The organism is Ercella succinigenes (genome assembly GCF_900002895.1).
Genome location: NZ_CDHP01000062.1, coordinates 1 through 22,687, shown reverse-complemented (window position 1 = coordinate 22,687; position 22,687 = coordinate 1). Strand labels below are relative to the sequence as shown.

17 protein-coding genes are annotated in these 22,687 nt (G+C 39.1%); 1 reads left to right on the top strand and 16 read right to left on the bottom strand.

What is annotated here, in order from left to right:
* From AC0KSB_RS13250 to AC0KSB_RS13175, 16 genes are all read right to left on the bottom strand, one after another.
* Nucleotides 1-843 (bottom strand): hypothetical protein, encoded by an 843-nt coding sequence (locus tag AC0KSB_RS13250; protein ID WP_472310066.1) that lies wholly within the window; start codon nt 841-843, stop codon nt 1-3.
* Nucleotides 840-1,397: a hypothetical protein gene (locus AC0KSB_RS13245; protein ID WP_472310064.1), complete on the bottom strand. Its 558-nt coding sequence runs from the start codon at nt 1,395-1,397 to the stop codon at nt 840-842. The genes AC0KSB_RS13250 and AC0KSB_RS13245 overlap by 4 nt, the downstream gene beginning before the upstream one ends.
* 15 nt (nt 1,398-1,412) lie before the next feature.
* Nucleotides 1,413-2,471: a pilus assembly protein PilM gene (pilM, locus tag AC0KSB_RS13240; RefSeq protein ID WP_472310062.1), complete on the bottom strand. Its 1,059-nt coding sequence runs from the start codon at nt 2,469-2,471 to the stop codon at nt 1,413-1,415.
* A 66-nt stretch (nt 2,472-2,537) separates the two neighbouring features.
* Nucleotides 2,538-3,323, bottom strand: a complete 786-nt coding sequence (locus tag AC0KSB_RS13235; protein WP_472310060.1) for a prolipoprotein diacylglyceryl transferase — start codon at nt 3,321-3,323, stop codon at nt 2,538-2,540.
* A gap of 56 nt (nt 3,324-3,379) precedes the next feature.
* A complete protein-coding gene (locus tag AC0KSB_RS13230; RefSeq protein WP_472310058.1) occupies nt 3,380-5,953 on the bottom strand; it encodes an Ig-like domain-containing protein in 2,574 nt (857 codons plus the stop codon).
* Nucleotides 5,954-5,982: 29 nt separating this feature from the next.
* Nucleotides 5,983-7,416, bottom strand: a complete 1,434-nt coding sequence (locus AC0KSB_RS13225; RefSeq protein WP_472310056.1) for a VWA domain-containing protein — start codon at nt 7,414-7,416, stop codon at nt 5,983-5,985.
* A gap of 72 nt (nt 7,417-7,488) precedes the next feature.
* The gene (locus tag AC0KSB_RS13220) at nt 7,489-7,986 is read right to left on the bottom strand and encodes a hypothetical protein (RefSeq protein ID WP_472310054.1); all 498 of its coding nucleotides are present in this window, start codon (nt 7,984-7,986) and stop codon (nt 7,489-7,491) included.
* Between the two features lie 253 nt (nt 7,987-8,239).
* On the bottom strand, nt 8,240-8,659 hold the full coding sequence (locus AC0KSB_RS13215; RefSeq protein ID WP_472310052.1) for a prepilin-type N-terminal cleavage/methylation domain-containing protein: 420 nt from the start codon (nt 8,657-8,659) through the stop codon (nt 8,240-8,242).
* A gap of 83 nt (nt 8,660-8,742) precedes the next feature.
* Nucleotides 8,743-9,951: a type II secretion system F family protein gene (locus AC0KSB_RS13210; RefSeq protein WP_472310050.1), complete on the bottom strand. Its 1,209-nt coding sequence runs from the start codon at nt 9,949-9,951 to the stop codon at nt 8,743-8,745.
* Nucleotides 9,952-9,968: 17 nt separating this feature from the next.
* Complete coding sequence (locus AC0KSB_RS13205) at nt 9,969-11,030, bottom strand: type IV pilus twitching motility protein PilT (RefSeq protein WP_472310048.1); 1,062 nt, start codon at nt 11,028-11,030, stop codon at nt 9,969-9,971.
* A gap of 106 nt (nt 11,031-11,136) precedes the next feature.
* Nucleotides 11,137-12,816: a type II secretion system ATPase GspE gene (gene gspE / locus AC0KSB_RS13200; RefSeq protein WP_472310046.1), complete on the bottom strand. Its 1,680-nt coding sequence runs from the start codon at nt 12,814-12,816 to the stop codon at nt 11,137-11,139.
* Between the two features lie 341 nt (nt 12,817-13,157).
* Entirely contained in the window at nt 13,158-15,059 is a 1,902-nt protein-coding gene (locus AC0KSB_RS13195; protein ID WP_472310044.1) for a VWA domain-containing protein, read from the bottom strand.
* 378 nt (nt 15,060-15,437) lie between these two features.
* Nucleotides 15,438-15,872 carry an RbsD/FucU family protein gene (locus tag AC0KSB_RS13190; RefSeq protein WP_472310042.1) on the bottom strand — a complete coding sequence of 145 codons (435 nt, stop codon included), beginning with the start codon at nt 15,870-15,872 and terminating at the stop codon, nt 15,438-15,440.
* Between the two features lie 164 nt (nt 15,873-16,036).
* Complete coding sequence (locus AC0KSB_RS13185; RefSeq protein WP_472310040.1) at nt 16,037-16,888, bottom strand: class II fructose-bisphosphate aldolase; 852 nt, start codon at nt 16,886-16,888, stop codon at nt 16,037-16,039.
* Nucleotides 16,889-16,910: 22 nt separating this feature from the next.
* A complete protein-coding gene (locus AC0KSB_RS13180) occupies nt 16,911-18,197 on the bottom strand; it encodes a class II aldolase/adducin family protein (protein WP_472310038.1) in 1,287 nt (428 codons plus the stop codon).
* Between the two features lie 201 nt (nt 18,198-18,398).
* Nucleotides 18,399-21,467, bottom strand: a complete 3,069-nt coding sequence (locus AC0KSB_RS13175; RefSeq protein WP_472310036.1) for an Ig-like domain-containing protein — start codon at nt 21,465-21,467, stop codon at nt 18,399-18,401.
* Nucleotides 21,468-21,550: 83 nt separating this feature from the next.
* On the opposite strand from AC0KSB_RS13175, the gene AC0KSB_RS13170 reads away from it, so the two are divergent.
* Nucleotides 21,551-22,671 (top strand): IS3 family transposase gene (locus AC0KSB_RS13170; protein ID WP_472310034.1). Its coding sequence is split into 2 segments (ribosomal slippage): nt 21,551-21,800 and nt 21,800-22,671, totalling 1,122 coding nucleotides; the frame shifts between segments, so codons are not numbered across the junction.
* The last annotated feature ends 16 nt before the right edge of the window (nt 22,672-22,687 follow it).

Here is a 22,687-nt window from a genome sequence, read left to right as displayed (position 1 = left end):
TTAAGCGTCCTGAGCAATAAGTGTATTAATAGCATAAAATTCAATTGTAAAACTTCCTCTTATGCCACTGCGTAAAACAGCTGCTGTTTGCACATTGTTTGTATCTGTCTGATCGGCAGTTTCTGTTTCTGCTTCCTCTTCATCGGCATCGGTAATATTTTCTTCTTCATTTTCTTCTTCGTCTTGCACATCAGGTGTTTCCGGCTGAACAGATTCTTCTTGCTCATCAGGACTAATAAAATCAACCTGATAAGAAAGGTTACTTATTCTGATAGCACGATTTAACCCCTCGGCTTGAGAAATAAAGGAACGAAGCTGATCATATGTGCCACTAAACTGAATATCAGCAGACAAAAGCTGTGTATTAGCAATAGTAGATTCAACATTTTGTGTAACTGGAGCAGCCTCATTTACTGCTGCGTCCGAATCAGAATTTTCGCCTTGCTGACTCTCTTGTGATTCAGCTTCCGGCATAACTGCAGCAGAGGACATTACAGTTATGCCTTGCTGCTGCGAAAAAGAATAAGCATCAACCATAATGCCAGATAATTTGATGAGATCATCTATTTGCAAAATCAATTCATCTTGCAAAATAACTGCATAAAAAGGAGCAGCCAGATCAGTCAGACTGTTCTTATACTCATCAACATCATTTCTAATTCTTGGCAAGGCAGCAAGTTCTATTTGTACTTCGTCAGCCTGGGCCTGAACATCTATACGCTTCATAATTAAATCACTGCTTTTTTCCATAACAGGTACAAATACAAAATAGTACCCTACCGCAATGATAGCTACCAACAACAAAGCCAGCAGCATTATTTTTTCTCTTGCTGTAATATTCATTGCTGATTCACCTCCACAAGCAGACAGGACAATGAAACATTGGCCTTACCACTTAACTCGTCTATGGTTATTGCCGATATACTGGCAGACTCAACAAAATCAAGCTGCCCTACCTGATACAACCACAAGGCTGCGGCTGCTTCATTATCAGCCTCGGCTTCAAAATCAATCAAGCGATCTCTAAAATTTACAGAATTGAATTCTACACTCGATGGAGTAGCTGCAAACAGTTTATCAATAACAGAACCTTGCATATAATTAATCGAAGCAAGATGATTATCCAACTTGTTTAAATCATCCAAAACAGAAGAATAAAACTCTTGTTCTGATCTAAGTGCATTTAATTCTTCATACTGCATTCTAACATCTTCTGAAGCAATATAGTCCTGAAGCTCGCTGATCTTATTTTCTGTTTTGATAAAGCTCAGATTCATCAGTATGTAAAAAAGAGAAAATCCACACACCATAAGAATTGCCAAAACAATTAAAACTGCGGTCACGGGTGATTTTTTCTTTTTTTCTACAGAAGTCTGCAAAAAATTCAAATCATGCATAATATCCCTCCTTCCTCAATCATTCCTGATAAATGCACCAAGTACATTTATAAACTGAACATAATCAATCGGTTTTTCCTTGTTTTTAATTTTCTGACTTATGACAGGGATATCATCAAAACAGTAAACCGGAACATTAAAAGTGCTGCTGATAAGTTCAGTAAAACCGGACAGTCTGGAAAATCCTCCATAAATAAACATGATATCAGGTTTTTTCTCCTGATTTCTGCCTATATAAAATTGCAGATTAGTCTGAATATCCGCCAGAAGTTTTGTCGAATATGATCTTACAGTTTCCTGAATTTTATCACCATTGACATTTTTAAGGTCAACCTCTTTAGCAACAATAGCTTCTGCCTGTTTTAAAGAGAGATTATTATTTCTTGCTACCTCTGACCAGAGCATCCGGCTGCCATTTGATATAAGTCTGTTAAAAACAGATTTACCGGCGCTCATAATATTGAGATCGGTATACTCATAGCCAAAGTCAATCAGGGCAGCAGTTCGCCAGTTTACAGAAGAACTTTCAGGACCATTCGGGAAAAAGACTTTTTTTGCCAGTTTTGAGGCAGTATTGACATGAGCATCAATAACCACTGGCTTTAATCCTGCACCTTTGAGCAATTCATTATATTCCGATATCAACCTTTTGGGCATAGCATATGCTTTTATCATCAACATATCCTGCGCAAATCCGGCCGGCTTATCCTGCAGCACAAAACCCAAAGTATAATCGGTTGCAAGACTTGGTACATACTGCTCCATTTCCAGATGAATCATAGATCTGTATTCTTCTGGTTTCACAACAGGCATAGAAAAGTCTCTCACAATAATCTGAGGGCTCTTAATGGTAATAATAACCCGGTCATTCTTAAAGCCATTAGTTTTCAAAGCAGTAACTATGGCATTTTTTAATGACAGATTATCTGCAATAGCTCCTTCCTTAACAGAACCTTCCGGAGTCTCCACTATGGCGTACTTTGATATATCCATCTGTTTTTTGCCGATTTTTCCTTCTGCCATGTGAATATATCTATGTCCGATATCCAATGCCAGTACTTTACCTGAAATCACAAAATCTCCTCCTCCATGTTGAATTATTTATTCAAAAAAGATCAATAAGGCAATATACTTATAACCTTATACCTCTCTCTCTGATAAAGATAATCGTCGATGCTCCGATAATTTACGTAGAAATATATAACCGGTTAATATTATCAGCAGACTATATGAAACCGGCAAAAGCAACGACGGCAAAGTCATTTTAGGCGGTACTTCCTTGATAAAATCAAGCAGAAATCTAACAACTGCAAAATAAAAGGCAAAAAAGCTAAAACTAAGACCTTTTGCCTTCTGCCTTTTCAAAATAACAAGTACTATTAAAAACCCGATAAGACCTGAAATCGATTCGTATAATTGTGTGGGAAATACAGGATCAGGATAATCAACCATAGGGAACTGCATACCAAAGAAACTTTCTGTTTTTACACCTATACAACAACCATTTAAAAAGCAGCCTATCTTATTAAACATAATACCAAGTGCCCAGCCGGGAGTAAGCATATCGAGAAACTGCCAGGTATTTATACGATTAAATTTTGCCACAAGCGGGAAAAATGGTGCCGCAAAAACAAAACCGCCCACCATAGTAAAGCCACCCGGGAATAATTGAAAAGGATTGGCACTGCTACCGTCACCACGGCCGATAACACCCAATGACCAGACAAATCTCGAACCGATAATAACAAGAACTGCAATAGTTATCGCCGAAAGCCAGGAACGTAATTTGTTTTTTGTCAGCGAATTTAGAAAAAGAGCGCCCAAAACGACAAATATTAAAGGATTAAGAATAAGGTTGAACACAATATAGGATTCAACCGCAATATATCTGTCAAAAAGCTCAAAGTCAATCAGTATCGGACGCATCATTCACCTCAGAAGTCATTTATTCCTGTTATATTTATTATTTGCTCATATTTATGCTAGCAGCCTGAATTACCTGAAACCTGAATTTCGAATTCAGCAAAAATAGCATTATTTTCAACCGATCTGGCGGTAATATTTGTCCTACCATTCGTATTTCTAGTTGAAACAATGCCACTAGAAGTAACTGTTGCAATATTTGTATTACTTGAATGCCAAGTAACATTTTTATTTGTTGCATTAGCAGGTGTAAATGTCAACCAATTCAATGCATTTTGAGTACTATTTCTACTCATTGAAACAGTACCTTGCGGGAAGGAAAGTTCGGTTAGCGGTACATGCACGGTAACATTACAGGTTGCCGTAAATCCACCTTCAGCCGTTGTAACAGTAATAACAGCATTGCCGCCACTGATAGCATTTATCTGAACAGTACCAGGGGTAGCCGTATTAGTTATACTTACTACTGCAGAATTAGACGAGAGCCAGCTAATATCCTTATATGTGGCATTAGTAGGATGAACAGTTGCTACAAGAGTATCGCTTGAATTCAGGTTAACTGTAGAAGAGTTTTTATTCAGACTAACTCCTGTAACAGGAGTATGTGCATCTACACTAACAGACAAATCGGCTGAAATCGCATTATCAAGACCAGCATATGCCCGAATAGTATAAGCAGAAGCAGACGCCGAAAGCACACTAAGATTGTTAAGAGAATTACCAGGAAGACCGGCCGAAACATCAAACCAGTTGACCAGTACATCCATAACTCTGGAAAGCTGAGTATTACTGACTTGTGCCGGTAGACGCACAGGAAGCGGATAGTCTGTTCCTTGTATAATATTTACATTTGAAGGTGAAAGCTGGAGCTGATCTATACCCAGCACATGAATTACCGCAGAGACAGTTTTTGTATTATTCATAACTGCTCTGCCAGTTATGGAATATGTACCAACCGTGCTGGAATTAAAACTACCATCCCAGGCTATAGCAACATTTTGAATCGACCCGTTGCTCATATGCGCAGGTACACTTCCCGGAAGTCCGGCAATAGTATCACCCTTTATAATAACCTGATCGGCTACAGGAAGCAGATAACTGATTGTAACTGCATGTTCAGCCGGATCTGGTTGATATTTATTATTGAGAAAATCTCTGACTTTCGTTTTATTGGCAGCAGATAAACCTCGATACATCAGTATTTCCGCCAATTCATAATTATCAGACAAATTTATATTCATACTATTTATAGTATAACCTGTAGCAATTGTACCAACAGCACTAGGGCTGGTTTCATCATCTAAATATACTTCAACAGTTCCGTCAGATTTAAAATCAAAGAGCAGTATATGCCAGCTATCATCTACTGCCAAATTTCGTATAGCCGGAATACCACCTGAAGCAGAAGAATCAAAAACAAGATCAAGATCATCATAACCGATAGCCCAGACAGTATCTGAACCATTCCTGGCAATCAAAATATCGTGAGATTCATTTGTAAGTCTTTTTGCCACCACCGCAACGGTATATTCCGTAAGTGCACCGGAAGTATTAAAACTGGCAATGGAAAGTTCTGAACCACCAGATGAACCGGAAATGGCTTTACCCCAAAGAGACATAGAATCATGATAATTTACTTCTTCAACATCAGGCATTAAGCTTTCTGTATTCTGAACAGCATGGTTATTAAGTCCGGACTGATCCTGCCATCTTTTAACTTTAGTACTATTTGAGGCAAAAAGAGCACTATTAGCAGTACCAAAATCGGCTTTGCTGATCAAAGATGCATCAAGATGCAGTATGCGACCTTCTCTCACGGACGGACCAGACAAAAATACGGGATCACTAAAAACAGATTCGCCTTTACGCCCGCTAACAGCAAAAGGAGTTACCTGATAAATAATATGTCTGCCGGCATAAGTTTCTGAAAGGGTACTCAATATACTTTCTGTCGTATTACCGGAATAAGCCGAAACAGGCACAGGACTGTAATCATTAGGAAACAATGGATATAATCTGCCATGGTCATAATCAGAACTGACCAGACTTTCATAATTGGGATTATTCCTGGAAATGACAGGAATATTAAACCCTGGATTTGAAACATACCATTCATGTCTGCTGGTATAATAAACACCATTTTCATCTATAGTAGACGTCGCACGCAAACTAAGTCCAGGCAAAGAAACATTCTCATAATTATCAAGCAGTGAAGTTGCTGCAGTGCCATTTCTGACAATTCTTAAATTAGCATCAATAACCGAAGGTACCGGGAAATCAGGTAATCTACCATCTGAAACAACCGTTACCAACTGAGGTTCAGCCGAATGCAATTTGGTATCACTTACATAACCGCTAACTTGACGTGCATAGGTGGTACCGGCAAAAAGATTATAGGAGATATGCTGATTGCTAATCGCACCTGTACCCTGAGCAAGATCAGCCTTGATTCTTTCAATGTCTTGCTCAATTATCTCCTGAGACTGAAATAAATCATCCGTAAGCTTACCTGTACGCGAGAACATGGCAAACTGACCGGAAAAAGCAGTCAGAAAAAGAACGGCAATAATTCCCAGAATACCTACCGAAACAACAATCTCGATCATGGTTAAGCCTTTTTTATTTAAAGACATTAGTAAATCACCCTTTCTGCCGCAAATTCCTACTGCAAGGTTGGCCCATCAATATGGAAAAGATCAGATAAAATCAATCCATGCAAACTATCAAATATCTGACTTAATTCCGCTTCACTACCTGCTGTGAAAAACTTACGATAAGTGCCACCTGCATCTGTATAGCCTGTAGCATTAACTGCATCCGCAATATCGTTCAAACTGCCGAAATCGTCAGTATTATTAGAAAAACCGATTACAAAAGTCTTTATTCGTTGATTGCCATTAGAATCGAGATCACTTTTGACCATATTACCGATTGTGTTGACATAAGCTGTACTTTGAGAACATAAAGAATGCCCAAGACCGTATATATTACCGTTTCTATAAGATCCACTGCTCCAGGTACTAATTGTTACATTACCATTAGCAGTCCAGTAAGCACTTGAAGGGCTATTAATACCTGTTCTTGTATGAGCTGTAGTAACACCATCTACCAGAATAATAATATATTCTCTGGCAATGACATCAGGGTCTCTAAAACCTGCTATCTGATAATATGCTCTTCTGATACCATCACCGGTATTTGTGCCACCGTCGGCAGAAAGCGCATTCACATTATTCATTACAGTCTGCTTGCCGCTGGCTACCGTAACATCAACCATTGCTCTGGGGTTATTGGCAGCATCGGAAAACGGTACAAGTGAAATATATGAGGAATACTGCGAGGTACTAAACTGATTAATCAGAGAAGTCAATGATTGTTTGAGAAAATAAATTCTCCTTTGTTGTGCATTATTGGTAGTATTGCCATTCATATTATCATTCATACTGCCGGACATATCCAAAACCATAGCTACATTTGCAGAAGGCCGCTGTGGATCAGCACGGTCATCCATTCTGTAAGCCATTGCAACTGCCGGATTGGAGGAAGTACCATTATGAATAACCTGCAATGAATTCAAAGACTCTGCCTGCGAAAAAATATTTATATGTGCTATTTTATTGCCATATGCATCATATTCAATTGCCTTATCCCTGATAAAACCCTGAATAGAAAAAGTTACAATTTTATCGTAATAATCATTGGGCGCCCTATTAAATACAACCTCATAATAAACGCTGTCATTTGCTTCGGCTAAAACAGTCTTTGTATGAGTTCCTGTTGAAACATTTGCCTCATACTGAACCACACTGCCATCCATCATGCCAATATAATTCCAGTTTGGATCAAGCTTATCCTCTCTGAAACTGGAACGAGGCACGGTAAAAGCAGCAGTAGAATACCTTGCAACACGGTTTGTATACTCGGTAACAAGTCTGGTAGATGACTGCACATCATACTCATCTGTTACTTTTCTCGTAACAAGATTACCAAAACTGATCATACTAAAACTCATAGCAATAACAATAGTAAGCAAAGCCATTGCTACCACAAGTTCAATCAGAGTTATTCCCTTTTTTCTCTTAATAATTCTTTTCACCAAAATCACCTTATTTCAAAAGTCATCTTTTCTTTATTTTTGCCGATAAGATAACTGATATGTCAAAACAAATCATTCCCAGTTTTCATTCATATACGGGAAAGAATCAATATTAGTCAGTTTAAGCGTTAATGTTCTGCTGGTACCTGACTGTGTATGAGTACCTGTTGATGTAATAATTACCTGTTTGGCAGCACCTGTACCGGAAGCATCTATTCTGATAGACGCTGTACCGATTACCTCACCGCCGCTTTCAACCGTAATAGTATCGGTAATACCGCTGCTGCTAAGAATAAGGTTGCCACTAGAGTTCCAAAATGAACTGATCAAACGGATACCGCCGGCATTCTCTTTTGCCAATGCTGATCTTGCCAGGTCAACACCTGACAGAGCAATGTAATATGCCTGTGAACTTTCTTCTTGTCTTACCGTCTGGGTAAGATTAGTACTGAACATGAAAGCAATCGATGCCGCAAAAATCATAACCAGCGCAAAAGCCAGGATTACAAAAATCATGGCATTACCCTTCCTTGATTTTGGATTAATAAATTTTCCCGGCGTCATCTTCATTACTTTCAACTCCCTGATAATGATACTGATCATAAAATTTTATTCTTCATCTGTGCTTATATAATAACTTCGTATAGATCCATCCACATAATCACATTATAACACCCTTAGAGGTCAATAATTGTCACATAAGTGTTTAACTTAGCAAAAGGGCAAATACCATGACGACAATTGCCATGGTACCGCCTTTGCTATAATGTTTTTCGGTTAGATTTTCTCAGTTAAGAGAAGTTGGTGTTGTTATAAATATTTATTAGGTACTAGTTGTAGGAGTAGTTTCACCAACGGCTGCAGGAGTTACTGTTACAGAACCATTTGTACCAATTACAACTTGATATGCACCTGAACCAGTTCCACTTGAAATAGGGTTAGTTGGCCAACCATCAACATCAATATAAGCCCCAAATCCTCCTAGAGAACCACTAGTATAAGTCCCAGCAGCAGTTGCGGCACCAACTTCAGCAATATAAACCCTAGCAGCACTAGTCAACACTTGACGGTTTGAATTGTGAACTCTCTCTTGAGCTCTTCTTTGTGTTCCTGTGAAAGCCGGTATTGCAATTGCAGCCAGAATAGCCAGGATAGCGATAACTACGATCAGTTCGATCAGAGTGAAACCTTTACGGTTTTTGCGGATGTTCTTTTTTTCTTGAATTGTCATTGCATGTGTCATTTTGATTACCTCCCAAAATTTAATTTAATTTATGTTTAACAGAATCCTGTCTGTTGAAACCAAGATTAGTTTTTCTTTTTTGCCTAGCCGATAGTATCAAACATATTAAACATAGGCAGAGCTATTGATATAACGACCGAACCGATTACTACCGCCATAATAACTATCAGCAGAGGTTCCATCAGTGATGTCATTTTCGAGATGGCGGCATCTACTTCCTCATCATAAAAATCAGCTGTTTTTTGCAGAACATCATCAAGAGAACCGGATTCTTCACCTATACGGATCATACTGTCAACCATTGGCGGGAATAGTTTGGTTCTCTTAATAGGACCTGCAAGATCAAAACCTTTTCTTACATCTTCCCGGACATTCATGATAGCCCGTTCAACAACTTTATTGCCTACAACCTTGGACGTTATTTCCATAGCAGTCAGAAGAGGAATACCACTTGCCAGCAAGGTGGAAAGCGTTCTGGCAAAACGAGTAGTCGCTACTCGAATTGTCACATTTTTGAAAATCGGCAGTTTTAACTTAAATCTGTCAAAAGCATGCCTGCCGGAATCTGTTTTAAGGCTTCTGGCAAACAGATAAATCACGGCAAAAAGAACACCTATTATTATGTACCAGTAGCTGGTCATAAAATTGCTGATCGCTAGTAGAATTCTTGTTGGCAAAGGCAACTCAGTGCCGCTGCCTGTAAACATTCCGATAAAGGTTGGCATTACAAATGTTATAAGGCCTGTAACAACTATTACCATGACTGATGCAAGCACAATCGGATAAACCATAGCACCTGTTATTTTACGTCTTAGCTTGGTATCTTTTTCAAAATGCTCTGCCATACGTTGCATAATTACATCAATGTTACCACTGGCTTCGCCTGCCTCAACCATATTTATCAACAGTTCCGGGAAAACATCTTTATGCATACGCATTGATTCAGACATTGAAGATCCCTTCTGTACCTGTTCATAAATTTCACCAATGATTTTTCTTAGCTTCACATTGTCAAATTGCTGACGAAGTATATCCAGACACTGTATTATGCTGATACCAGAGTGCAGCATCGTATAGAACTGGCGGCAGAAAATAGCAATATCCTTAACTTTGACACGTGAAAAACTGCCGGAAAGATCCATGCTCTGGCTCTGCTTGAGTTCACTGACAGCAATTGGACGAAACTCCTTCTCACGCAGCATTTCCAAAACTTCATTTTTGTCTTTGGCAATGATACTGCCTTCAATCATTTCACCGCCTTGTTTTATAGCTTTGTATTCATATGAAGCCATTTAGATCAAATCCTCCATTATCCTTCCATGTATCTCTTCAACATGTCACGATCAAGTGCAAATGCATTTGCTGTCTCATTAGTAATCTTATTTTGTTTAACAAGATTACTAAGCGAGAGATCAAGCGGAACCATCCCGGATTTTGTATGAGTCTGTATAACGGTCTGCAACTGATTTGTTTTGCCATCTCTGATCAGATTGCGCACCGCATTGTTTGCGACCATTATTTCCTGTGCAGCCAACATACTATCATTATCCACCGATGGCAAAAGCAACTGAGATATTACAGCCTGCAAAACTACAGACAACTGAACCCTGACCTGCTGCTGCTGATGCGGTGGAAAAACATCAATAATTCTGTCTATTGTCTGTTCTGCACCTGTTGTATGCAGTGTAGACATAACAAGATGTCCTGTTTCTGCTGCCGTAATGGCTGTAGATATGGTTTCCAGATCACGCATCTCACCAACCATTATTACATCCGGATCTTCACGCAAGGCAGCTCTTAACCCTGAAGCAAAACTCCTTGTATCTGTGCCCACCTCACGTTGATTGATCATGCTGTTGCCATGTCTGTGCAGGTATTCAATAGGCTCTTCCAAAGTCAGAACATGACAGTTACGGTTACGGTTAATATGGTCTACCATAGCAGCCATAGTTGTTGACTTACCACTTCCCGTAGGTCCGGTAACCAGTATGAGACCTCTTGTCTTTAAGGCAAGACCTTTAAGAGTAGACGGGAACCCCAGTTCATCAATCGTAGGAACAACTATATTGATAACTCTGAAAGCTATACCATAACTGCTGCGCTGCTTATAGGCATTTACACGAAATCTGCTTAGCTGAGGTACTATATACGAGAAATCAAGCTCTCCTTTTTTGTCCAATACAAGCATTTGCTCAGGAGTGAGAATGCTTCTTGTTATTGCTTCAGTATCCTCCGGCGTCAGCGGTTTTTCATTATATGGTCTGAGAATCTGGTTAATTCTGATCATAGGTGGTATAGCCACGGTGATATGAAGATCAGATGCCTTAAGTCTTACAACATCTGTTAACATTGTCAAAACATCAATAACCAAGAATCCCCACCTCCTTCTATTTATATTATAGTTATGCATTTTTTCTAAAAAGTCTCTTATTGTTAATTCATTTTACCGTTTTGTCATTAATAGTCATTTTTATTATTTATTCTATGCTATAGGTCACTTTTAATAATTCATCTATAGTTGTTACTCCTGACATTACAAGCTCTACTGCATTATCTCTCAGAGTCGTCGTACCATGCTTTCTCGAGATATTACGCATATGATCCATGCTTGCTCTTTTGTCTATCAGTTCTCTGATCTGGCTTGTAACCTGCATTATTTCATGTATAGCTATTCTGCCTTTATATCCTGTATGGTTACAATTACTGCAGCCTACTCCATGATAAACGTTTACCGGTTCTCTAACCTTGAGAATATCCATCTCTGCCCGATCTGTCTGATAAACTGTTTTACATTCAGGACAAATTCTGCGCATCAGCCTCTGTGCAGTAACTCCAACCACAGAAGATGAAACAAGATAGGGCTCTATTCCCATATCAACCAGTCTTGATACAGTTGATGCCGAATCATTGGTATGCATAGTACTCAAGACCAAATGCCCTGTTATCGCTGCTCTAACTGCTATCTGGGCTGTTTCACTATCTCTGATCTCACCGATCATTATAATATCGGGATCTTGTCTTAAAATTGATCTCAACCCATTGGCAAAAGTCAGCCCCGCTTTGGTATTAACCTGAACTTGATTAACGCCCTCAAGCCTATATTCAACAGGATCCTCCACTGTAATGATATTATGATTGATCTTATTAAGTTCTCTCAACACAGCATATAGGGTGGTTGTTTTACCCGATCCTGTAGGTCCGGTTACCAAAATAATACCGTTTGTACTTTTGATTATACTGTCAAAAAGTACAATATTTGTTTCCGAAAAACCCAGCTGTTCCTTACTCATTACCAGATCACTGCGGCCAAGTAGTCTGATAACTATTTTTTCCCCGTATACAGTGGGTAAAATCGAAATACGTAAATCTACATCTTTACCGTCAAGTGACATTTCTACTCTGCCATCTTGCGGGACACGCTTCTCAGCAATATCCATTTTGCCCATTATCTTGATGCGTGTCACAATAGCAGGATGTGCGGCTTTGGACGATTTCATTATTTCCTGAAGTTCACCATCTACTCTGAATCTGATTCTCAGATTTTTCTCAAAAGGTTCTATATGAATATCACTTGCTCTTGACCGGATAGCATGCTGTATAACTGAATTTACAAGTCTTACTACCGGGGCATTGCTAACATCACTTAATGCTTCGCTCTCGGATTCATCAAACTGATCCAGATCAATTTCTTTCTTAAAGTCTTCAACAGCTTTTTCCGCACCTTCACGGCTATAATATTTATCTATTGCTGTCATTACATCATTTTGCAAAGCCATCAAAGGACTTACGGACTGACCGGTGAAAATTCTTACATCATCCAGAGCCTGTAAATTAAGAGGATCGGTCATCACAACAATCAGATTGCCATTTTCCCTCTTTACAGGCATTATCTGATGTCTTCTTGCCATCGCTTCATTAATAAGCAAAGGGCATTTTTCATCAATATCATATTTATTTAGATCAACAAAGGGAATCTTTAGCTGATACTCCAGAACTTCCAGAATCTGCTTTTCGGTTACTATTTCCAGATCAATCAAAACTTCTCCCAGTCTTTTGCCGGAAGTTCTCTGATTATCCAGTGCCAGCTTGAGCTGTTCTTCGCTTATTATTCCTGATTCAATTAAAAGTGTTCCTAAAGCTTTTCTTTCTGTCGCCATAAAATACTTAAAATCCCCACTGTTTCCCGATGACAAAATAGCATGAAACATTTGATTTTTTAAAACAAACCGTGCTATTTCGTGACAACTTAATTGTATAACTTCTTTCAATAAATAAACAGATGATTTCGTATAAATATCTTGTACGATAGTACTTTACTTATTGCCCATTATATCATTGCCAAAATTAAAATATTAATTATTACAAAAATCGTAACAAAACTGATATAAGTCAATAACGTAATAACAGAGCAAAGACCCTGTATAACTTATAACAAAGCCTCTGCTCTCTATTCTTTTTTCCACTGGTTGTAAAGCATAGCTGTCTCCTTAATAAAATATTATTCTTTCCATTCTTTCAAATCATTTTTATCTTCTTTTCTCGTATGCCGCCGGATTAATAAACCTGCACCAACAGCAATAATTATTAAAGCCAGTCCAAGCGGCCACAAGGGGGCATTTTCACCTGACTTGGGAATTTGTTCCTGTGCTTGCGCAATTGTCGGCAAAACAGATGCTAAAGGCAAGGTCTGCTCAATTACTGATATAGTTGGCAAAACAGGTGCCAGAGGTACAGGATCTGTTGTATCTGTTATTGTTGGTAAAGTTGGAGTTTCCGTCGGCACAGGTGTCGGTTCAGGAGGCAATGGTAATATTTCGATATTTACAACTGCTGTATCAGAAAGAGTTATGTCCTCTTCTCCTCTTGACATATAAACTTTGAGCAGATATTCGAAGCTATCTGTCAAAAGATCCTCTCCATCATGCAGATAAACAAATGATCCGTCACTGCCAAAACTCTCCAAATTTCCTTTTACAGGGTCTGTTAACTTTTCTGTCTCAATGCTGTTAATAATCCAGTCATCGTCTTCCATTTTGTAAATATCAGCCAGCATATCATTTGTCATGACACCTGGTTGTTCGACTTCAAGAAGACCGCCAATAATTACCTGATATTCATCATCAACAGCTGTTGGCTGCAATGGTTCAACCGGCATATTGTATTCGAGCATTTTACTTGGGATATTGTTGCCATTTTCAAACAAAGCTATACTACGATAATCATAGATAGGTTCATCATTAATGTAATCCGGATTGTCATATCCATTGGCATAGAAAGTATTTTCTTCTATTGGATCGAAATATAGATAAGCAGCTTCATTTGTGTATGCCTGTCCAAAAATATAATCGTCTGCTTCAATCCTTAGACTGACCTTTTGCTCTTGGCTGCCTATATCCTCTATTTGCCATACGAGCTTATTTCCGATTATTTCCGGATCATCACTTGCAGAATCAGAAACATAACTAAAATCTTGATCTATGATATCAACTATCGAAGCATTTGTTGCAATAATAGTGTGATCAATAATCAATTCCTGAAAAACACTTGATAATTCATCTGCAGTACTTGGAGAAAAATATTTAGTCTGATATTTGTTTTCACCTGTTGGATCAAGGACAGATTCTACCTGCTGCTTTTCTGTCTCATTCATTGACCCGTCAGGAATAAGGCCGACAGTATAAACATCTGCATCAATTAATTTTGCCGCAGCAATCGCCTCATCTCTTGCTGTTTCACTAAATACGTTACCGGGGCCTGCAGTTAATCCGTTGCTATCATAATAATATGTAGGCACGCCATCGGTCATGAAAATAACCATTTTCCTGGCATTTAGTCTGGAACCTTTGAGACTTCCTTCTCCCTTGAGTACACTATTTGCTACAATAAATCCAGACTGCATATTTGTGCCGCCGTCAGCCTCAAGTTCATTTACTATCTCGTGTAAATCAGCTTTTATTTTACTAAAATCAATTGCGATAGTTGCATCATTATACGGTTCATCAACATTGATTGTTTTCCATCCCTTTTTGGGAATCCATATCCGCTCTTTGTCTTTTGCACCTGAATATGTTACTATCGCTATTTCTGCATCGGTATATTCTGTCAAAACACCATCAATGAAATCATTAGCTGCATTTTTCAGTGCTTTTAATCTTGATATTCCCCCGAGCTTGTAATTCATACTGTTGGAAATATCAAGAACAAGGACAATATCTGTTGGTACGGGAGCTTCTAAAGGGGTTCCTCTAACGGTCAGTTCAATATCAAACTGACGAGGATTTCCGTCTACAGGAGTCGAGGTTTTATTAATAATAATTTCTCCGGGAGCCGGACCTTCTGCTAAAATAGATGACGCCGGAACCAGCGACATAAGAAATACAGCTGCTACCAGTACACTCATAAAACGAGTAAACCGGCAAAATTTTGATTTATAACCTGATTCAGAACAAGATTGAAAAGAATTATTCTGCTTAATTTTTTCTGGAGTTAAGCTCTCTCTTTTCAGCCTCGCTTTTAGGCTAAGCGTGGTGAACCTTTGATAAAAGAACGTTTCATTTCATTTCACAGTCCTTTCCAGACAATAAGGATTATATCCTTCATATATCCTCTAGCACACATGATATCAGGCAAGATCTGCTTCCGCTGTAAAAAAACAGACCAATTACAAGGCTATTATATTCCTATAATGAACATATATCAATATAAAAAGAAGATGCCCTTGAACAGAAATCTGTTTTTGTGCATCTTCTCAAAATATTATAGTTTTAGTATAAAATTTTTATTCTACAACTACACCTTTTTTTAGAATTATATTGGCATAAAGAGCTTTTTCACCTGTAGATACAACAGCATAGCAGGTTTTTGCCTGATCATAAAATTCAAAACGTCCGATATTGGTGACAGCATCAGCTCCGCGTTTATCATATTTAGCAATAATTTCCTTATAAACGTCCCAGATTGGTGTTTTCACCGTGTCACCAGGCACAACTTCCATCAAAATTGCCGGTTTATCTACATAAATATCAAGTGGCATAAGTTTAAGTATTGCTTCCAGAATTTCCGGCACACCATGTCCATCACATCTGATCACGCGATCATTCATGCTGGCATGAGGAAAATTCCCGTCGCCTATACATATTTCATCTCCATGTCCCATTTCCATAAGAACTTTGAGCAGTTCAGGCGGTAAAATAGCAGGTATTCCTTTTAACATATTAACTATCTCCTTTTAATAATTACTGACTTGCCGGCATATTATTTAATCTAAAACAAAAAATTTATTAGTAAAAGCCGGCAACCATTCCATAGAATATTATACTTCTAAAATTATTTCTATTAAAATTCTGACTTTGTTTCGTTATTTTTTTACTCTGCTTTTCAGCATTTGCCGCAGGCAAGCATGTTCATTCTCTCTATGGCAGTTTGCTTGACAGCTTCACGTGCTGCCTTCAAATGAACTTTAGGATCAAATTTTGAGGGCTGTTCTGCAAGTGATTTTTGCAAAGCAGAAGTAAATGCCACTCTAAGATCAGTTGCATAATTTACTTTACTTACTCCTATACCGATACATTTGACTACAACATCATCGGGAACGCCTGAAGTACCATGAAGTACCAAAGGAATATCTACCAGCTTGCGAATTGCGCGCAGACGTTCAAGATCAAGCTTGGGTTCGCCTTTATATAGACCATGAGCAGTACCTATTGCTACAGCCAGCACATCGCAATAGCTTTTACTGACAAATTCCAGAGCAGTCTGCGGGTCAGTCATACCTGATTGCTCAACTTCGAGATCATCTTCTTTGCCACCTATGCTGCCAAGTTCGGCCTCTACAGATACGCCACAAGCATGTGCAACCGCAACAACTCTGGAAGTAATATCTATATTGCCTTCAAGCGGCAGCTGTGATCCATCTATCATAACCGAGGAATATCCGCCTCTTATTGCCTGAACAGCCAAATCAAAGCCAGATCCATGATCGAGATGCAAAGCCACCGGTGTTTTTATGTTGTACTGCGACATAGCCTGCAAAGTCATATCACGAAAAAATCCTATACCTGCATAACCAAGAGTAGAAGGTGTTGTTTGAAGAATTACAGGCATACCAAGTTCATTGACAGCCGCCATCACTCCTTGTATGAATTCCATGTTTTCCACATTAAAAGCAGCAACGCCATAATTACCGGCAGTCGCTTTTTCCAGCATTGATGTTATAGGTACTAAAGACATTGTGATTCCTCCATAAATTGTGTCAAAAATTAAAATTGGCATCAAGTTCTTCTATTTTGTCTTTTGTTAACGGCTTTAATTCTTCCATTCCTGCAACATAAAGGGAAGCTTTTGCCGTAAATTCAGCAACTTCCATTCTGTCAAAAGCCTGGGTCAGACTTTTGCCTGTTGTAATTATGCCGTCATTTTCCAACAGAACACTTGATATTTTATCCTTAAAAAGATCTGCTGTCTGCTGGGGATTTGTATAATTTAAGCCATATGGAGCCCGAGGCAGATCGTGCAAGAGAACATAGGGTTCAGGCATCAAAGTAGCATCAAAATCTTTCTTTGTAATCGTATATGCCATTATATGAGGTGGTTGCGCTGCCACAATTGCCTGTATATGAGGATTTCGATGATAAATAAGTTCATGCAGGAAAACTGCTCTGCTGGGAACTTTGCCAGCTTCTTTTAATCCCTTTTTCACCAGAACGATGTTTTCCTCATTTATTTCCCTGCGATCCATGCCAAAAGGTGTAATCAGAAATGTGTTTTTGTCTACTCTGGTTGATATGGTGCCTTGCGAACTATAAAAAAGCTGTTGCTGTAAACCTCTTTGAATCAACATAGAAATCTCTCGGCGCAAGCCCAGCTCTTTGCTGCTGTGATATTTGAGATTAAATTCACTAAGCCTGGTATGAGCCCTTGTTCTTGCTATATCAATCTCATCTTCCGTCAATTTATTGGGGGCACCAAGACGTCTTGATAAAAGCTCACTTCTGGCTGCAAATTCCAATGTTTCGAAAATGCGGTAGGCTTGAGCCATGGATTCTCCACTGACAACAACACCATGGTTTTCCATAATTACAGCCTGTGCACCTTCGGCAAATTCCTTGCCTACAAGCTGAGCCAGCTGTTCTGTTCCCATCATGGCATATTCCGCAAAAGTTATTTTGCCGCAAACGATTCTTGTATTAGGTATGAGTCTGAAATCAGGCAGTTGATGCAACATGCAAAATGCTGACAAAGCGGGAGAATGAGCATGTAATACAGCTTTAATATTGATTCTTGCCTTATAAGCTGCCAGATGCAGGCTTGTTTCAATAGATGGTTTATGATGACCTTCAATACTATCGTCTGCTTTTATGCACATAATATCAGCTCTTGTTAATGAACCTTTATCAACACCGCCCGGAGTAATCCAGATATCACCAGCAGGATCAAGTATTGACAAATTACCACCTGAGGTTGTTGTCATACCGTTTCTATATATACGCTCCATTGTAATCACCAGCTGATCTGCCGGATGCATGAGATTTAATTTCATGAACTTGCCCTCCTGTGTCATTAATTCTGCTCTAATTGTAGCATAACTTACCTTGAAGTTTGTTGACAAAAAACAAAGACCCGCTTAAAAACGGATCTTTGCTATTATTGAGAAAATTATTGTTTATGAATTATTCTAATTCCAGTGGGTTTCTGGCATTAGCCTGATAACAATACTGCTATTTACTTGCAACTAGTATTGTTATTTACCCTGTAATTCCTTTTTACTGCGCTGAATCAGAAGTTTGACACTGCCAGCCAATACCAGTAAAGCAAAACCAGCCGGCCATAATGGTGCATTTTCACCTGATTGCGGTAGTTCTTCCTGCACTACGTCAATAGTAGGCAAGGCTGGAGCAAGCGGTACAGGATCAGTGATTGGTGTAATCACAGGTAAAGGAGCAGGTGTTACCGGAGCCAAAGGAACCGGTTCAGGAGCTGGTGTGATTACCGGCAGTGGTGGTAACGGTGTAGGTTCAGGCTGATCAATTTCAGTAACTGTTATTGTCACCGTTGCGGTTGCCTGTCTTAAATCTTCATTCTCAATAGTATAATCGAATGTTATAGTACCAACAAAACCTGCTGCAGGCGTAACAGTAAGAGTACCATCCTGATTGATTACAACAGTTGCATTTTCAGGATCTGTAGTTGATACTACAGTAAGAGATCCTCCGCCAGGATCACTGTCATTTACCAGCACATTAATTGTTACAGGCTGATCCTGAGGTGTTGTTGCACTATCATCTTCAGCGATCGGAGTTGCCGCATAATATACTCTTATGACATTATTTTCTGACTCAAGTCCTATAAACAGTGGCAATCCTTCAACACGATCCAGTTCAAAAACAGTTAAATCGAGAGTCTCAGGCTGAGGATAATCTTCGACAATGCTCTCGTACAACGCTGATCCGTCCCAGATTTCAAAAGGTACATCTTGGTTTCTATTCAGATAATACTCTACTGTATAATCTATCTGATCACGTTGATAAATAAGATATCTGTACAATCCACCTTCAATCATAGTTATATCTTCAGATTCTAGTAAATCAGCAATGTCCAGATCTTCCGGGATCATTCTCTCTTCATCTTCCGGCATATCATATACATCTAATGCAGCAAAACTGTAAGCTACAGGAGGTTGCTCGATCTGCGGGAAAATACCTAGATAAGTGAATCCTGGAATCTCACGTGTATCTGCTCCTATTAGATATTCAGAACCACGTTTCATAAGAAGAGATGAAGGATTATCGTCTATAACGCTTCCATCTATTACTATCCTGGCTCCGGTATCTATATCTATAAAATAAAGATTCAGCGGATAATATGGATGTATATAGATTGTTACTGTAGCAGTATCTGTATTACCATTTTCATCTACTATTTCATAAACAAAGCTGTCATAGCCATGATCAAGAGAAATAGTATGTGTATAAGTAATTGTTCCATTATCATTTATGGCTGCGGTTCCATAAAGCGGATTATTTGTAATTTTTGTAACTGTAAGCTCATCACCATCAGGATCATAGTCGTTCGCCAGTACATTAATTGTAATAGCTTCGCCAATATCTGTTTCATAACCCCAATCATCATTGGCTACAGGTACACTCTTATAGACAACTTCTATAACATTTTTTTCTGGATTCAGATCAAGTGTAATCTTATAATCTCCTTCTTCCAGAGAGCCGGTGGCATAATAACCTTTACCAGCAGTTGTACCGCTTTGATTCAGATAAGCATTTATCTGATCTTGTGCAAGCGAAACTTCGGCACCCCATTGTGCTGGAGTTCCAGCTGCATCAGCCAGCCATACTTTATCTGTCTGACCATCTGTATAGTAATAATACTCAATTATCCAGCCAACCTGTTTTCTATCATAGTAAGCTTTGATTATATTATCACTATCAATGATGGTGTAAGGCAATATAGTTGACAGTTGCTGATTCAATACATAGCCAGTCAGGTCTTTTTCAGGATCATCAATCTCATCAATTTGCGTGCCATAATCAACCGGATCAAAGTCGTAAGATTCAACAGGTTCTTCAGAACCACTATCGGTAAAATAATATTCTACCGTATATGGATACTGATCCTTGGTATAAAGAATTTTGAAAATATTCTCAGACGCATCTTTATCCAAAGTTATTTTGAAATCAGAAGGATTGCCTTTTACAGAATAATGATCTTCCAGATATTTTTCGATCATATCATCTGTCAGCTTAGCTTCTGATCCCCATTTGCCGGAAGGACCAGGATAACCAGTAGGAGAACCTATTGGTGTATCATAATCACCCTTATAATAGAAAATTGTTGAACCTACTTCTACTTTCTGATAATAAAGTGTAACTGTCAAATTCTCACCAGGCATAGTGCCTTCAAGAGTTCCAGGCTTTACCTTAAGATTTGTTGGATGATAACTGCTGAAAGAATAATTCGCAAAATCAACTATGTCTACTCTAAAAATTCCGTTTTGTGGGTATGATTTACCACTGTTTGGATCAGGATCAGGGGTTAGAGCGTCATCAGTATCTATATCTTTATAGATTACTGTAAGATCGTATTTTTCCAATGCTGTGATACTAATAGTAACTGTAGCTTCATCTATCAAATCAAAAGGTTCTTCCTCACCGTATTGCACCGTAGTAACAATCTGATATCTAAATGTATCTGTTCCATCTGCCTCCTCGTCGCTTTGATACTTAAATGTTCCATTATCGTGGAATTCAAGCAATTCACCTTTAGAAGGTCCTGAATTTTCTACAAGTACTGCTTTAACTTCCAAGGTTGTCCAATTCTCAATAGTATGCATTACTGCAGAAGGATCATTAGCAAGAACACCTTTGGGTGCAGCATCAAGGGTTGTGGTTAAAACATTTCCAGCTATGACACCATAATAATCGTCATTTGCTGCAATAGGAGGAACGGGAACAACCGGCTGATTAAAGGCAATCACTTTTGATGCCAGATTGTTCTGAGCAGTATTATCATATTTGCTGTCAGCATAAAAATGGTTTTCTGAAACCGGATTGAAATAAAGCCAGGCAGCCTCATTCGTCCAGGCGGCGCCATAAAGATCATTATTTGCTTCGACACGGAAGGTTGCAGATTTCGCCTCATCACTTATAGAACCAATATTCCAGCTCAAGGTTCTACGATCTGCTGATACAGTCAGTCTATTATCATTTGCTTCTGGGTTGCCTACCAAAGTAAAGTCGCTATTGATAATATCAACTATTGTTGCGTCAGTTGCAATCGTATTAATTTGATGTGTCAAATCGGCAAAATGGATAGGCTATACTAAGTTAGACAGGTTTTCTAAGGTCATATAGAATAGAGTACACGAAAAGGAGCTTTCTAATGATCAGAAGAGAACGAAGAGACTATACCGATGAGTTTAAAGAGCAGATAGTAAAGCTCTACCAGAACGGGAAACGCAAAGCAGACCTGATCCGGGAGTATGAATTGACTCCCTCCTCCCTGACACGGTGGATCAATCAGTATCAAGACCGCGGATCCTTCCGGGAGAAGAATAACCGCACGGATCAGGAAAACGAACTGATCAGCATGCGCAAAGAGCTCAAGCAGTTACGGATGGAGAATGATATTTTAAAGCAAGCAGCGCTGATAATAGGACGAAAGTAGATGTCATTTTAGCCAACAAAGACAAATACTCGATATCAGCAATGTGCATCGTCCTACAAATTGCAAGAAGCACGTTGTACTACAAGCCGAAATGCAAAGCAGACGAGTATGCTTTGCGGGATTCGATCAAACAGATTTTCCTGGCCAGCAGACGCAACTATGGTACCCGGAAAATCAAAGAAGAGCTTAGAAAAGAAGGCACCGTAGCCTCCAGAAGGCGGATCGGCCGAATCATGAAGGAGCTGGGCCTTGTCTCCAACTATACGGTGGCACAGTTCAAAGTTCAGCATAAGCACACTAATGAAGAAGAAATCAACAACCATGTGGAGCAACAATTCAATAACAGAGACTATCTGGAGGTTGTTGTCAGCGATTTGACGTACGTACGCGTGGCTGGCAGATGGAACTACGTGTGTCTGATTACGGATCTGCATAACCGGGAATTCATTGGCTATAGTTCGGGTCCCCACAAAGATCCCAAGCTGGTGTATCAAGCTTTTGCCCGTATCCGGCCTGAACTGAAAAAGATCCGGATATTCCATACAGACCGCGGAAGTGAGTTCAAGAACAATGCCATTGACGGGCTTCTGGCAACCTTCAAAATTCAGAGGTCGCTAAGCAAAAAGGGCTGTCCTTATGATAATGCCGTGGCGGAGGCAGCCTTCAAAGTATTCAAAACTGAGTTTGTTTATCAGAGCACCTTTAGATCACAGGAGGAGCTGGCACTTGGACTGGCGGACTATGTCCATTGGTACAACAACATCCGGATCCATTCCTCGTTGGGTTATAGGACACCTGCAGAATACAGACTGATTGACCTTAAGAAAACTGTCTAAATTTCTGTTGACAATC